The organism is Vibrio sp. 10N.286.51.B11 (assembly GCF_041469245.1).
In the GTDB taxonomy this organism is placed as follows: Bacteria; Pseudomonadota; Gammaproteobacteria; order Enterobacterales; family Vibrionaceae; genus Vibrio; species Vibrio crassostreae_C.
Genome location: NZ_JBFRKI010000027.1, coordinates 20,272 through 34,734 on the forward strand (window position 1 = coordinate 20,272; position 14,463 = coordinate 34,734).

General features: G+C 45.1%; 10 protein-coding genes. 4 read left to right on the forward strand and 6 right to left on the reverse strand.

Features of this window, described 5'->3' with window-relative positions; translation table 11 throughout:
* Positions 1-426 precede the first annotated feature (426 nt).
* From AB4154_RS14275 to glgB, 3 genes are all read left to right on the forward strand, one after another.
* On the forward strand, positions 427-2,880 hold the full coding sequence (locus tag AB4154_RS14275) for a glycogen/starch/alpha-glucan phosphorylase (RefSeq protein ID WP_136973658.1): 2,454 nt from the start codon (positions 427-429) through the stop codon (positions 2,878-2,880).
* 185 nt (positions 2,881-3,065) lie between these two features.
* Positions 3,066-5,246: a 4-alpha-glucanotransferase gene (gene malQ / locus AB4154_RS14280; protein ID WP_017067441.1), complete on the forward strand. Its 2,181-nt coding sequence runs from the start codon at positions 3,066-3,068 to the stop codon at positions 5,244-5,246.
* 174 nt (positions 5,247-5,420) lie between these two features.
* Complete coding sequence (gene glgB / locus AB4154_RS14285) at positions 5,421-7,601, forward strand: 1,4-alpha-glucan branching protein GlgB (protein ID WP_017064240.1); 2,181 nt, start codon at positions 5,421-5,423, stop codon at positions 7,599-7,601.
* Positions 7,602-7,699: 98 nt separating this feature from the next.
* On the opposite strand, the gene AB4154_RS14290 is transcribed toward glgB, so the two are convergent.
* The 6 genes from AB4154_RS14290 to AB4154_RS14315 form a co-directional block, all read right to left on the reverse strand.
* Complete coding sequence (locus AB4154_RS14290) at positions 7,700-8,164, reverse strand: TetR/AcrR family transcriptional regulator (protein WP_136973659.1); 465 nt, start codon at positions 8,162-8,164, stop codon at positions 7,700-7,702.
* A gap of 223 nt (positions 8,165-8,387) precedes the next feature.
* Entirely contained in the window at positions 8,388-9,227 is an 840-nt protein-coding gene (locus AB4154_RS14295) for an energy-coupling factor transporter transmembrane protein EcfT (protein ID WP_017064241.1), read from the reverse strand.
* Positions 9,224-10,918 carry an ABC transporter ATP-binding protein gene (locus AB4154_RS14300; RefSeq protein WP_017064242.1) on the reverse strand — a complete coding sequence of 565 codons (1,695 nt, stop codon included), beginning with the start codon at positions 10,916-10,918 and terminating at the stop codon, positions 9,224-9,226. The genes AB4154_RS14295 and AB4154_RS14300 overlap by 4 nt, the downstream gene beginning before the upstream one ends.
* A 6-nt stretch (positions 10,919-10,924) precedes the next feature.
* Positions 10,925-11,473, reverse strand: a complete 549-nt coding sequence (locus AB4154_RS14305) for an ECF-type riboflavin transporter substrate-binding protein (RefSeq protein ID WP_017066579.1) — start codon at positions 11,471-11,473, stop codon at positions 10,925-10,927.
* A 302-nt stretch (positions 11,474-11,775) separates the two neighbouring features.
* A complete protein-coding gene (locus AB4154_RS14310; protein ID WP_017061874.1) occupies positions 11,776-12,906 on the reverse strand; it encodes an HlyD family secretion protein in 1,131 nt (376 codons plus the stop codon).
* A complete protein-coding gene (locus AB4154_RS14315; RefSeq protein WP_017061875.1) occupies positions 12,906-13,301 on the reverse strand; it encodes a DUF3302 domain-containing protein in 396 nt (131 codons plus the stop codon). The genes AB4154_RS14310 and AB4154_RS14315 overlap by 1 nt, the downstream gene beginning before the upstream one ends.
* 250 nt (positions 13,302-13,551) lie before the next feature.
* Here AB4154_RS14315 and AB4154_RS14320 point away from each other — a divergent pair, with 250 nt between their 5' ends.
* The gene (locus AB4154_RS14320) at positions 13,552-14,454 is read left to right on the forward strand and encodes a DMT family transporter (protein WP_372123348.1); all 903 of its coding nucleotides are present in this window, start codon (positions 13,552-13,554) and stop codon (positions 14,452-14,454) included.
* Positions 14,455-14,463: the final 9 nt, after the last annotated feature.

A 14,463-nucleotide genomic window follows, 5' to 3' on the forward strand; every position in this document is an offset into this window, starting at 1 on the left:
CAGAAACCTTGCACTCCTGCATGTTTTTGGGTGTCTACGCCCTTTATTTGAGACTTTGCTCACGTTGCGGGTTGGTTTGTGAATGTGACTTCGTTCATCCCTACACGGGAATCAATGCAAAAGATGAGAGTTGGAAATTATTTTCGTGATCTGAAACTCAGATTTGGCAATGACTTTAAATGGGTTAAATAAAAGTCACATCAATTGAAGTTAAGTTATCGAACGGGAGCTTGTGATCTTAGTCACTCCAAGTTTTTGTTCGCAGTCAGAACATGAGAGTCAGATCACTAACCCTAAGTCGGTACGCCCCCTACGCCCTCCCATCTACTCCTAGTCAGTTGCATTAGCGGGAGGATGTTTAGTTTATGGTGACCATGCACGATATGTCACAGATGAATTAGAACTATTAAAAGCGAGATTTCTGAAATGAAACCAACTCAGCAAAAAACTTTCGATAAAGTGTCATTCCAAGAGAGTGTTAAGAAACATTTATCTGCAACCTACGCAACAACGATTGAAAACGCAGATAGCCGCGCATGGTACCTAGCAATGGGGCGTGCGCTAGCAGAACTCACAACATTTGATCTGTTAGAAACTGAAAATGACGAAAAAATTAAGAACGCGAAGAGCGTTAACTACCTATCACTTGAGTTTTTGATTGGCCGTCTAACAGGTAACAACCTGATCAGCATGGGTCTATACGAACAGATCACTCATGCAATGGAAGAGCTAGGTCAAAACCTAACTGACCTTCTAGAAGAAGAACGTGACCCATCACTAGGTAATGGTGGTCTTGGTCGTCTAGCCGCTTGTTTTATGGATTCTTGTGCCGCTCAAGAATACCCAACAGTAGGCTACGGTCTTCACTACGAATACGGTCTATTCAAACAGTCTTTCCAAGACGGTCGTCAGCAAGAAGCACCTGACGCATGGCGTGGTGTTGAAGGTTACCCATGGGAAGTAGCTCGTCCAGAACTAGCACAACACATTGGTTTTTACGGTCATGTAGACGTTGAATTCATCGACGGTAAAGAAGTACGTACTTGGGTTCCAGGTATGGAAGTAAAAGCAATGCCTTGGGATCTACCAATCGTAGGTTACGAGTCAAGCACGGTTTACCCGCTGCGTCTTTGGGAATGTCAGGCAATTGCACCATTCTCACTAGCAAGCTTCAACAACGGTGATTACTTCGAAGCGCAACACTCGCTAATCGATGCAGGTAACATCACTAAGGTTCTTTACCCGAACGATAACCACGAGAAAGGTAAGACACTGCGTCTAATGCAGCAGTACTTCCATTCAGCAGCATCGGTTCGCGATATTCTACGTCGTCACGAAGCAGCAGGTTTCTCTCTAGAAGATCTGCCTAAGCAAGAAACGATTCAGCTTAACGATACGCACCCAACGATTGCGATTCCTGAGCTAATGCGCATCTTGATTGACGAGAAAGGTCTATCTTGGGACCAAGCATGGGAAATCAGTGCTCATACGTTCGCATACACGAACCACACACTACTTCCTGAAGCACTAGAGACTTGGTCTGAATCACTGATCAACCGTCTTCTTCCACGTCACATGGAAATCATTTTTGAAATCAACCACCGCTTCATGCAAGAAGTTCGCAAGATGTGGCCTGGTGACGGTGAGAAGCAAGCGAAGCTTTCTATCATCCAAGAAGGTTTCCACCGCATGGTTCGCATGGCAAACCTATGTGTGATTGGTTCTTACAAAGTAAACGGTGTAGCTGCGCTTCACTCACAACTGGTTAAGAAAGACTTGTTCCCTGAGTTCAACGAAATCTTCCCAGGTAAACTGACTAACGTAACGAACGGCATCACGCCACGTCGTTGGTTGAAGTTCTGTAACCCAGGTCTATCTACGCTAATCACGGGTAAGATCGGCACTGAATGGCCAGCAAAACTTGAGCAGCTAGAAGGCATCGCTAAGTTTGCAACAGACGCGAAATTCCAAAAAGAATTCATGGCTGTTAAGAAAGAAAACAAACAGCGCCTAGCTGATTGGGTTCAAGAGAACATGGGTATCGAGCTAGATACTAACGCTATCTTTGACGTTCAAATCAAACGTCTTCACGAATACAAGCGTCAGCACCTAGATTTGCTACACATTCTATCTCTGTACCACCGTATTCTTAACGAACCTGGTTTCGAGTGTGAGCCACGCGTATGTTTCTTCGCAGCGAAAGCAGCACCGGGTTACCACCTAGCGAAAGAGATCATCTTCGCGGTTAACAAGATTGCAGAGAAGATCAACAACGACCCTCGCATCGGTAACAAACTGAAAGTGGTATTCATTCCTGACTACCGTGTAAGCATGGCTGAAATCATCATCCCTGCAGCAGACGTTTCTCAGCAAATCTCACTAGCGGGTAAAGAAGCATCTGGTACGGGCAACATGAAGATGGCTCTAAACGGCGCGCTAACTATCGGTACGATGGATGGTGCAAACGTTGAGATTCGTGAAGAAGTGGGTGATGAAAACATCTACATCTTCGGCCTAGACGTTGATGGTGTTCAAGCTCTGAAAGCTCAAGGCTACAACCCATACGACTACTACAATGCAGACCCACTACTGAAAGCATCTCTAGACCTACTGACTGGCGATGAGTTCACTCCAGGTCAACCAGGCCTTCTACGTGCAACGTTTGATAGCCTGCTAGACGGTGGTGACCCTTACCTATGTCTTGCTGACTTCGCGTCTTACGTGAAAGCGCACGAAGACATGGGCACGCAATACAAAGACCAAGCAGGTTGGGCTAAGAAAGCAATTCTTAACACAGCATTGGTTGGTAAGTTCACATCAGACCGCTCTATCCGCGACTACGTGAACAACATCTGGAAACTTGAAGCGGTTAACCGTTAATACTTCCAAAGTAGCCAAGGCAGTTTCTGCCTTGGCTCAATTAGCTTGTGAGCAAACGAAAGGCTTAAAGGTTTCGTTTATAAACAAGCTGCTTACAAACCGATTGTCACAAGCTAATTGATTAGTAAAAATTAAATTAACAACCCTACAAAATAGAAAGCGTCAGAACGTTTTCGGAGAGAGCGATGAAAGAACAGACCGTATTAAAACAAGTCGCAGAAATGGCAAACATTGCCGACAGTTACGTTAGTGCGTGGGGCGATGAAGCACAAGTATCAGACGAGACGATCACGTCTCTATTGGCTTCGTTGGGCTACGATACAAGCAGCGATGATGCACTGCTTAAGTCAGCAGAAAGAAAACACAAAAAAGATGTACTAGACCCAGTTCTTGTCTTGCGTGACGGTGAGCCAGTAGAAGTGGCGCTTAATCTAGGTGTAAGTGCTCGTGAAAGTGAGTTCAGCTGGCGCTTAGAAACCGAGCAAGGAGAGGTACTTGAAGGCTATCTTCAATCTCAAGTCATTCGTGACGAGCGTGCCGAGGGTGGCCCTTTAGTGTTTGCATTGCCAAGTGATTTGGCATGGGGTTATCACAAGCTCATTGTGAGCCGTAAGCGCCGTAAGAAGCCTTACGAGATGACACTGATTATTACGCCAAAAGCGTGTTTCAAGCAGTCACCAATCGAGCAAGGCAAAAAGCTTTGGGGACCCAGTGTTCAACTTTATACCCTAAGAACTCAGCATAACTGGGGTATTGGTGATTTCGGAGACCTAAAACAGCTTGTTGCGGATATCGCTTCTCGTGGTGGTGACTTCGTTGGTCTAAACCCAATTCACTCATTGTTCCCTGCGAACCCTGAAGGTGCGAGCCCATATAGCCCATCTTCTCGTCGCTGGTTGAACATCTTATACATTGATGTGAGTTCAGTTCCTGAATTTGCACTAAGTGCAGAAGCACAACAAACAGTCGGCAGCGCAGAGTTCCAACAGCGTCTACAAAAAGCGCGTGAAGCACACTGGGTAAACTACACCGAAGTGTCTGAGCTTAAGATGAGCATCTTGCCTCTGCTATTCGCAGAATTTAAGACTCGTCATCTAGACAAAAACAGCGACCGTGCACAAGCGTTCTTAGCCTTCGTAGAAGAGGGTGGCGATAGCCTGATGCATCAAGCGGCGTTTGATGCTCTACATGGTGAACTGCATGCAGAAGATTCTGGCATGTGGGGATGGCCGGTATTCCCTGAGAAGTACCGTACATTCGACAGCCCAGCGACACAGAAATACATCAAAGAGAACTTAGAAAACGTTCATCTGTACATGTACCTGCAATGGCTAGCAGATTGCCAGATCAACGATGCACAGTCTCTTGCAGAAGAGAAGGGCATGGCTGTTGGCCTGTACCGTGACTTAGCGGTAGGTGTTGCAGATTCAGGCAGCGAGACTTGGGCTGACGAAGGCAACCTAGTGATGGATGCGAGCATTGGTGCTCCACCTGATATTCTTGGTCCTTTGGGTCAGAACTGGGGTCTACCTCCGTTAAACCCAGAAGTGCTTCAAGAAACAAGCTACGACGCTTACATCAAGCTACTTCGTGCGAACATGAAGCACTGTGGTGCACTGCGTATCGACCACGTTTTAGGTCTACTGCGCTTGTGGTGGATTCCAAAGGGTGAGAACGCAACTAAGGGCGCGTACATCTACTACCCAGTACAAGATATGCTGTCTATTCTGGCGCTTGAATCTCACCGTTACCAATGTAGCGTTATCGGTGAAGATTTAGGAACGGTACCGGATGAGATTGTCGACATCCTTGCAGATGCTGGCGTGCACTCTTACAAAGTGTTCTTCTTCGAAACATCAGAAGATGACGGTGGTTTCATCTCACCAAAACACTACGCATCACAATCGATGGCGGCACTGTGTACTCACGATATGCCAACGCTTCGTGGCTTCTGGCACTGTGATGACCTGAAAATGGGCCAAGAGATTGGCTTATACCCAGATGCAGAACAATTAGAAACCTTGTTCGATGACCGCCTAGAGTGCAAGCAAGGTATCTTAGATTCAGTAGCATGGCATGGTTTCCTACCAGAAGGTGTGGGCCGCGATGCGAGCCAAGTACCGATGGACTCTTACCTTGCTGAGGCACTTCAACTGCACGTAGCGGCTGGTGGTTCAACACTACTGAGCGTTCAGCTAGAAGATTGGCTAGAGATGGACAAGCCAGTAAACATTCCTGGCACGGTTGATGAATACCCTAACTGGCGTCGTAAACTATCAATGAACTTGGACGAAATATTTGCTCACGAAGGCGTTAATCGTATCGCTTCTAAGCTGACTGACGTTCGAGAAAAAGCCGGTAAGTAATGACGTGAGTGACTTGAAATTAGGTGGTTTTTTGCTTACGCCGTACGAAACTACAACCTCGGTCACTCAATAATGAATGCTCATCTGGTAGAATAAACCGTCGTTATATTGCCCGCACTAATAGCGGGCATTTTTGTATTATGTTTTTTGGATGTTTGGTTAGGGAGAAACGTTTTGGAACTAAGTTCGATTTCAAAGCAAAAACAAATATATACCCAACTATCACAGGCTTGTTTCACAGACCCATTCGCGTTTTTAGGGCCATACCTACCTTCTGAGCAAGGTGCATTACGTGTGTGGATTCCTGGGGCAGATAAAGTCGAGTTGATTGTTGGAAAGGAACCTCGTATTGAGTTAGCGCGAGAGGGTGAAAGTGGTTTCATTCTTAAGCAAGAGAGAGACTTACGTTTTACTCACTATAAGCTTGCGGTTGATTGGGCTGGCGTAGAACAGATCATCGATGATCCTTACCAGTACCACGATCTGTACGCGAGTTATGAAGATCTTCATACACCGAAAGATATGTATCATCATATGGGGGCTCAGTTTATTACGCTAGAGCGTGATGGACAGACGATTTCAGGTACGCGTTTCTTGGTGTACGCACCGCATGCAACTGCGGTAAGCTTGGTGGGTAACTTCAACGCTTGGGATGGTCGCCGCCACCCAATGCAACGCCTAGATTACGGTATGTGGGGCTTATTCATTCCTGAACTGGAAGAAGGCGCTCAATACAAGTTTGAATTAAAAGGACCAAATGGCGAAGGCTTACCACACAAAGCTGACCCATGGGGTTTCTACTCTGAGCAATACCCATCGTTCTCATCTGTAACTTACGATCACGCTCGTTACCAGTGGCAAGATACTCAATGGCAAAATCGCCCGGTAACGCAAAAGCGCAAAGAAGCGCTTTCGTTCTATGAATTGCATGCAGGTTCTTGGAAGCGTAACGCTGAAGGTGAATTCTTAAATTATCGCGAGCTTGCGGCAGAGCTGATCCCATATCTAACGGATCTTGGCTACACGCACGTTGAACTAATGCCAGTTTCAGAACATCCATTCTACGGTTCTTGGGGCTATCAGCCTGTAGGTCTATTTGCACCGACTAGCCGTTTTGGCTCTCCAGATGATTTCAAATACTTCGTCGATCAATGTCACCAAGCGGGTCTTGGCGTTGTTCTGGACTGGGTTCCTGCTCACTTCCCAAGTGATGATCACGGCCTAGCAAACTTCGATGGTACGCCATTATTCCATGATCCAGATCCACGTCGTGGTTGGCATCAAGATTGGAACTCGTACATTTACGATTTAGGCAAAGAGCATGTTCGTCGTTTCTTAGTTTCTAATGCACTGTACTGGTTCGAGCAATTCCACATTGATGGCATCCGTGTTGATGCGGTTGCTTCGATGTTGTACCTCGACTATTCGCGTAGCCATGACCAATGGATCCCGAATGCGGATGGCGGCAACGAAAACTACGACGCTATCGCAACCCTTAAGTGGATGAACGAAGAAGTGTATAAACACTTTCCGAATGCGATGACGATTGCTGAAGAATCAACGGCTTTCCCTGGTGTTTCAGCACCGACTTTTATGGGCGGCTTAGGCTTTGGCTTTAAGTGGAACATGGGTTGGATGCACGACAGCTTGTCTTACATTCAAGAAGACCCAATCAACCGTAAATATCACCACGATACGATTACCTTCCCACTGGTTTACGCACACAGTGAGAATTATGTATTGTCTCTGTCTCACGATGAGGTGGTTTACGGTAAAGGTTCTATCCACAACAAGATGCCTGGTGATGAATGGCAGCAAACGGCAAACCTACGTGCTTATATGGGTTACATGTATGCGCAACCAGGTAAGAAGCTGAACTTCATGGGTGCAGAATTTGGTCAGACGGCTGAATGGAACCATGACGACCAGCTACAATGGTTTTTGCTGGATTACGAGCGTCATCAAGGTGTTCAGCGTTTAACGAAAGACCTGAACAATCTGTACCGCTCTGAAGCTGCAATGCACGATCTTGATTTTGATCCGAAAGGCTTTGAATGGCGTCTACAGGACTCTGCTGAAGCGAGCATTCTTGCGCACGAGCGCATCAGTGAATCTGGTGAGCGAGTATTGATAGTGTCTAACTTTACGCCAGTGCCTCACGAGCATTTCCGCTTAGGTGTTCCTGCAAAAGGTGAATACGCATTGTTGTTGAATACAGACTCTGTCGACTATGCAGGCAGCGGTTTTGAAGTGAAGCAGACTGCTGAGATTGAATCTGTAGAGAGCGAAGGGCTAGACACATCGATTGAGCTGCGTTTGCCGCCGTTATCGACCGTTTTTTACAAGCTAAATTAGGTCTATAAGTTGAGCAGGTCATCGCTGCTCACTTTTCTGAAAGTCTAAAAAAGGGAACCCTAGGGTTCCCTTTTTCTATTTCAGTAAGCTGGTTAGCGTTACTTGAAGTTGGTGAGATAGAACATTGAGCGTCCGACTACCATTTCAAGGATTCGAACTGAGTCGTTGCCTAAACTGTCCAACATCTTTTCACGAAATTCGCCGTTCGAGCTGAGGTTAAATTGCTCAGGGTTCTTTATTTGCGAAGCATGGAAAAACATCAATTTAATCACGTATCGAAACTGCTCATTATCTAGAGCGGCTTGCCAAGATTGGATAAAAAGCGCTTCCGATGAAAAGTCTAGACTGTCTATAACGATCGATAGCATGTGTTCGTGAAGTACTGAACGAATAGCGCGGGTCGACGGATAATAGCCCTGAAGCGTCGTTAAACTAATGCCAATCTCTTGAGCAATCCTTGCATAAGTTAGTGCTTCATGTCCTTCAGCCAGAAAAAGGTTTAGTACGATCTCATCGTAGTTTTTTTGATTTTCTAGTTTCTGTACTTGAGTAATTCGAGCCATTACAAATCTCTATTGATTGTAACATTCTGTAAAAGAGTATATTAAGAGCTTATGAATTAAATCTCAAACTCCAAGGGTAAATAACAGGTCAATTTATCGTTAAATATAGTCAGTATTGTGTCATTGGTTCAATTATCAATCAGATTTTGGCATAAACAAAAATACCGCCCTATTGAGCGGTGTGTTATTTAAAGTCTTTGTTTATCTATGCTAATTCAGATGACTAGAACGGATACCAAAATAACTGCGGCTCTAGAATGCGTTTCGCAATGGCTAACACCACGATAAAAGCGATGACACCTAAACAAACAAAGTCGATACGTTTCAAAGGTGCATAGCTATACCAAGTGCGAGCTTTGTGTCGGCCAAAACCTCGTAACGTCATTGCGTTAGAGATCTCGTCTGCTCGGTCCAAGCTAGAGAAAATGAGCGGGCCTAGAACCTTAGCCACATTTTTGATTCGAGTAATTAGAGGCGCTTTCTTTGAGAGCTCTACACCACGAGCCTGTTGAGCATGCATGATATTGATGAAGTCTTTCTTAACTTCTGGCAAGTAACGCAGTGTTAAGCTGACCGCATAGGCGATCTTGTAAGGAACACCGATACGGTTGAGGCTAGCTGCAAACTCAGTCGGATGCGTTGTGAAGACAAAAATCAACGCTATCGGGAACATGCTCATGTATTTGAGCGTCACAGTAACCAAGTAAAACAGAGTCTCTTGGCTCAACGAGTAGTTACCCGGCAATGTCAGCAATAAGGTTTTGCTGCCGATGAGCTCAGTACCTTGCTGTGGAGCCAGCAGATACATGAACAAAGCATTTAGGCTCAATACACTCGCCGTACCCAATAACAGAGGCTTATATACGCGTACAGGCACATTGGTCAGCTTTAGCAGGTATAAACCAGTCACAATAAGCAGTGCAATCAATCTTAGGTCGAACGTAGTTAAGACCACGGTTACCCAAGCTAAGAAGAGCGCAAATTTGGTGATGCCGTTAAGTGCATGAAGCGGTGATTTTGTATCAATGTAATTGATGCCGAATTTTACTTTTGATACGTTCATTGAGCGCTTCTCTCGTAGTCGATGAAGTACTGCATGAATGCGTTGGTGTCGTCGATTTTCATCATAGTCGCGAGTTCATAAATGCTGGTGGTACAAAGATTTGCGCGTTCTAACAGCGATGGCTGACTGAATACTTCCGTCATCGCGGCATTGGCAATCAGCTTGCTGTCAGCAATGACAATTGAGCGTGTGGTGTACTCTAGAACAAGGTGCATGTCGTGTGAAATGATCACGACGGTGATACCTAACTCGCGGTTAAGCTTTTGGATAAACGCCAGCATTGAGGTGTAGTTGCGGTAATCTTGACCCGCTGTTGGTTCATCCAAGATCAGAAGCTCTGGCTCCAATACTAAGATAGAAGCGATCGTTACGCGTTTTTTCTGACCGTAGCTTAGCGCTTCGATTGGCCAGTGGCGGAACTTGCTCAAGCCACACAGCTCAAGAACGTTTTCCACCTTCTCTTTGATTTCCTGCTCTGCAACCCCACGATTACGCAGACCGAATGCAACTTCATCAAAAATCATATGATGAGAGATCATATGATTTGGGTTCTGCATCACGACACCGACTTTCTGGCTTCTTTCAAAGATAGAAAGCTCAGATAGGTCTTCACCATTTAGATAGGAAGAGCCTGAATCGGCATCGATCACACCCATGATGAGTTTAGTGATGGTAGATTTGCCTGAACCGTTTTTGCCTAAGATTGAAACGAACTCACCCTTACCAATCTTAAAGCTGACATCTTCGAGAGCGTTCTTTTCACCATCGTAAGAGTAAGTCAGGCCGTGGACCTCAAGCAAAGGTTGGTACTGCTTCTCGGCAACTGGAGTCGGGCGCTCTGCAAACCAAGCCTGAACCGCAGGGCGGAATCTTTTGTAATCGAGAGCTTTGAGGTTTGATAGCTTATCTTCACTGGTCAAAGGTGCTTTCGCTGCCTTCAGAGCAGATAAATAAAGTGGTTCACGAATACCGTGTGTTTCAAGCAGTTCAGAAGCTAAGATTTCATCGGGTGTCATGTCCGCGACAATTTCACCGCGCTCCATCAAGATCACTCGATCGATATCGCGATGTAGTACATCTTCAAGGCGATGCTCGATGATGACTATAGTCTTGTTGGTTTCTTTATGAAGTTGGTCGATGATTTCGATAGTCGCTTTACCCGTTTTCGGGTCAAGGCTAGCCAAAGGTTCATCAAACAACAGGATGTCAACGTCATCAACTAAGATGCCCGCTAATGACACGCGTTGTTTCTGGCCGCCGGATAAATCATGTGGCGAGCGATCAAGCATATCTGCTAAGTCGACCATTTTTGCTGTCGACTTAACCAGAGGGTACATATCAATGTTCGACACTAACTGATTTTCCAGTGCGAATGCGATGTCTTCGCCAATACTCAAACCGACAAATTGGCTATCAGTATCTTGTAATACTGTGCCAACCTGCTCGGTATAGTCGTGCATAGAAAAATCAGAAATGTTCTTACCGTTGATCTCTAGAGAGCCAGTCACCTCACCTTTGATAGCATGAGGAATCAGACCGTTAAGGCATTGACCTAGGGTAGATTTACCACTACCGCTTGGTCCAATAATGACGATTTTCTCTCCTTTCTCTATCCTTAGATTGATATTTTTTAGCGTCGGTTTATCCAGCGACTCATATCTAAAAGAGAAGTTCGAAAATGCTATAGTCATTATCGCTTATGCCTCAGTCAGGTTACGGCTTTGTTTGTTGCGTTTAGCGACTGATTTTAGGATCAGTAAGCCAACAACAGCGATCAGAACGGTGTTACCCGCAGCAATGATAGAGAGTTGAGTGAAGACTTTAGTAAACGGTTCTGCATAAAGGATGGTATCTAGGAATGCAGAGCAGCCGTAACCAACCACATTACCGGCAAGGGCAAGTACCACAAACAGCGCGAAGTCCTTCATAGGCAACTCACCTTGCTGAAGGCGGTTCTTGGTCAACATCGGGAATAAGCCGATAACCATGCCTACGATACCTGAGCCTAAAACCCAAGTTAACCACACACCCCAGCCTGCGAACAGATCCGTTACCCAGTGACCGATAAAGCCAACTAAGAAGCCAACAATAGGGCCGAACAAAACAGAAAACAGTGCTAGAACTGCCATTGCTGGTTTCAATGTCGTGTTAGCAAACACTGGGACACCAAACATAGGTAAACCACCAATGCCGTACAGTGCCGCGCCAATGGCGATAACGACCACTGTTTTAGCTGAAAAGTTCATAGATAACCTCGAATTCTGAAAAATAAAGCAAAATAAAGAATAAATATTCGCCATTATTAATATGCGTCTCAATGAGAACGTTTTTTGGGCAAATATAAAAAATAAGGCGCGCATTATACAGTAGAACCCTTCCATAAGGGAAGGTAAGTGTCTAGATGTCTAAAATTCCATCTGAACACCTAAATATCGTGTAAAAAGCGTAATTTTACGGTTAATCCAGCAACAAAAAAGCCAGAGCGAGTCTGACTTTTTCATTCGTCTTAACAATGTGTTAAGCGGGTTCGTCACGTACCTTTGACCGTTTAGTGGTCTAGGTATAGATAGTTTTGCCAACTCTTCATGCGAATAAGGACCTTGCGCATGATTGAAACGTGGGTGAAGCTGTCAGAATAAACGGCAACTTCAACCGCGGTACCCATAGGTAAATGGTAGTCAGACAGGTCATCAGTGATGGTCATTTTAGCAAATACGCGTCCATTAGTACGAAGTGCATTGGTACCAATAAGTGTCCCGCGCGCTTGAATTTGACTCTCACCAATAGCTGGGATTATTTCATCAATGCGTCCTTTGAAAATCTTGCCTGGTAGTGCTCTGAATAAAAATTCAGCTTCGAAACCAGGATGCAGTCGTTGCAATGAGTTTTGTCTGAATGCTGCGATGTAGTATTTTTCTTCCGTATGGACAAATGTCATGACAGGAGCAAGAGGTAGCGGTACAGCCATTACGCCTGGACGCAGTGCTAGTTGTGTAACATATCCATCCGTTGGTGCTCTCACGACCGTTTGGTCAAGGTTGAATTGAGCCTTACGTAAGTCTGCAAGTAATCCTGCCACTGCGGTGTTCTCGCCACCAATTTCAGAATTTAGAGCGATCTGAGCTTGTTGTTGACTTGCTTCTGCTACTTTTACTGCTGCTTCCGATGCCTTATAAGCTTGTCTACGAGTATCCAATTGTTGTTCGGTAAACGCACCACTTTCAAAGCCACGCTTATAACGAGAAAATTCGCGTTGCGCTTTGTCTCTTTCTGCAATCGCTTTGATTTTAGCAGCTTCAGCTTCAGCAACTTGAGATTCAAGCCCAAGTGCTCCTTGGCTTGCTTCTTTTACTTTCGCTTCGAGCTTGGCGACTTCTGCTTCAAAAGGGATAGGGTCAATTTTAAAGAGGATGTCTCCTTTCTTTAAAGGAGAATTCGCCTCAACAGGAACCTCAATGACTTTACCTCTAACGCCTGAAACAATTGGAGTCGTTGAGTAAACTTGGTTGCCAAGTTGTGTGAAAGGATGGTTGTAGTTCATTAATAGGATCAATGTTCCTACGATGACCACACCACCGAGCACTGCGGTAGGCACTGTCCATTTGTTTAGTGGGATATTAAATACTTTGAAAATAGTGATACAAAGTGCCGCGTAGGTCATTATCAGTAGTAAATCCATTACTTAGCCTCCTGATCTTGAACGTTGTTTGACTCTTTTTTTGTGCTGCTTTGTTTAGTATTTGCTTGTTTGAGCTGTGCGATCTCTTCTTGAAGGGTGCTAACTTGATCGATTAAAACATCCACTCGGTGATGAATATCGTGCTGCTCTTCTTCGAGTTTTTCGAAGCCCCAGCCTCGGTCTTTCCGCCATAATGTTGCCCAAATCCATAGAAAGGGCCAAATTGTGTGCAAAGTGAATAGGCTAACCCAGCCTGAGACGTGAATTGCGTCTTGGTGAGGATGATTACGTTCTTTGGCTATTTCATAAGGGATATCGTGAATAACGATGATGCCGTAAAAGATGACTAGAGCAACGAAAATGAGTAAGCCGAGTGCAAAGTAGTCTAAAAACATAACAGATCCTTGTAATGTTAGATGTTAGTTATAAATATAGTACGTTATCATCCAAGTAATTGTTATAAAAATGATTTGCTGAGTTATAAATAATGAGTGTTCGCTTCTAATGTGAGCAAAACTATTGACGAATCTTATAAAATCTCATCGCGTTTGAAGAGGCTATTTCGGCTTTCTGGTTGGTATTTTAGCTGAAATGATGACAGCTACGATTCTAAATGACGTGCACAACCACAAAGGATAAACACGGATGTATATAGGTGAATTGGCGGCTATTGGTGCTGCGATTGTGTGGGCGTGTGCGACATGGATTTATGGACAGTTTGGTCATCGCTTCTCTGCGATGCAATTGAACATTGTTAAGGGTATAGTGGCGTCAGGGATGATGTTGCTGGTGATGCCTCTTATTCCGATGCCGGAGTTTGAACTGAGTACCAACCATTTTCTGATATTGGCAATTTCAGGTGTGATTGGCATTGCGATTGGAGATAGCGCCTATTTTGCGGCGTTGAAAAGAATCGGTGCCAATAAGACGCTGTTACTGGAATCTTTAGCCCCGCCTCTTTCTGGTGTGCTGGCATTAATGTTCCTGGGCGCTGTATTGACAGTGCAAAGTTGGCTCGGTGTCGTGATTACAACACTAGCGGTGACCTTCGTTGTCTTCCAGCCATCAAAATCGGCGAGCGGTGAATCGAATAACAAAGCGCAGTGGGGTGGCATTGGTTATGGGCTTGTGGCGAGTGTCTGTCAGGCATCTGGTGTGGTTATTTCTCATTACGCGTTAGTGGCGGGTGATATCCCACCATTGTTAGGTGCTTTGATTCGCCTGACGATTGGCGTGTTTGCTGTGATGCTGATTATCCCTTTCGTTGAAAAGAAGCCGTATTCATCGATAAAAAGAGGTTTATGGGAAATGACCAAGCTCGATAAACTGTGGTTACTAGGAGCAATCTTTGTCGGGACGTTTCTCGCTCTATGGCTTCAACAAGTGGCGTTGAAGAATGCTAACCCTGCGATTGCACAAACGTTGATAGCGACCAGCCCGGTCTTTATTTTGGTGATTTATGCGCTGAAAGGGGAGAAGGTGTCAAAGCAAAGTATCATAGGCACACTTGCCGCCCTTGCTGGTATTTCTCTGTTCTTTTATCAATAAGCAGTTGGC

Excerpts from the sequence above, each read along its gene's own strand:
- AB4154_RS14300 (WP_017064242.1), bottom strand. The coding sequence starts at position 10,918 with ATGACTATAGCATTTTCGAACTTCTCTTTTAGATATGAGTCGCTGGAT.
- AB4154_RS14305 (WP_017066579.1), bottom strand. The coding sequence starts at position 11,473 with ATGAACTTTTCAGCTAAAACAGTGGTCGTTATCGCCATTGGCGCGGCA.
- AB4154_RS14310 (WP_017061874.1), bottom strand. The coding sequence starts at position 12,906 with ATGGATTTACTACTGATAATGACCTACGCGGCACTTTGTATCACTATT.
- AB4154_RS14275 (WP_136973658.1), top strand. The coding sequence starts at position 427 with ATGAAACCAACTCAGCAAAAAACTTTCGATAAAGTGTCATTCCAAGAG.
- AB4154_RS14315 (WP_017061875.1), bottom strand. The coding sequence starts at position 13,301 with ATGTTTTTAGACTACTTTGCACTCGGCTTACTCATTTTCGTTGCTCTA.
- AB4154_RS14290 (WP_136973659.1), bottom strand. The coding sequence starts at position 8,164 with ATGGCTCGAATTACTCAAGTACAGAAACTAGAAAATCAAAAAAACTAC.
- AB4154_RS14295 (WP_017064241.1), bottom strand. The coding sequence starts at position 9,227 with ATGAACGTATCAAAAGTAAAATTCGGCATCAATTACATTGATACAAAA.
- AB4154_RS14320 (WP_372123348.1), top strand. The coding sequence starts at position 13,552 with ATGTATATAGGTGAATTGGCGGCTATTGGTGCTGCGATTGTGTGGGCG.
- malQ (WP_017067441.1), top strand. The coding sequence starts at position 3,066 with ATGAAAGAACAGACCGTATTAAAACAAGTCGCAGAAATGGCAAACATT.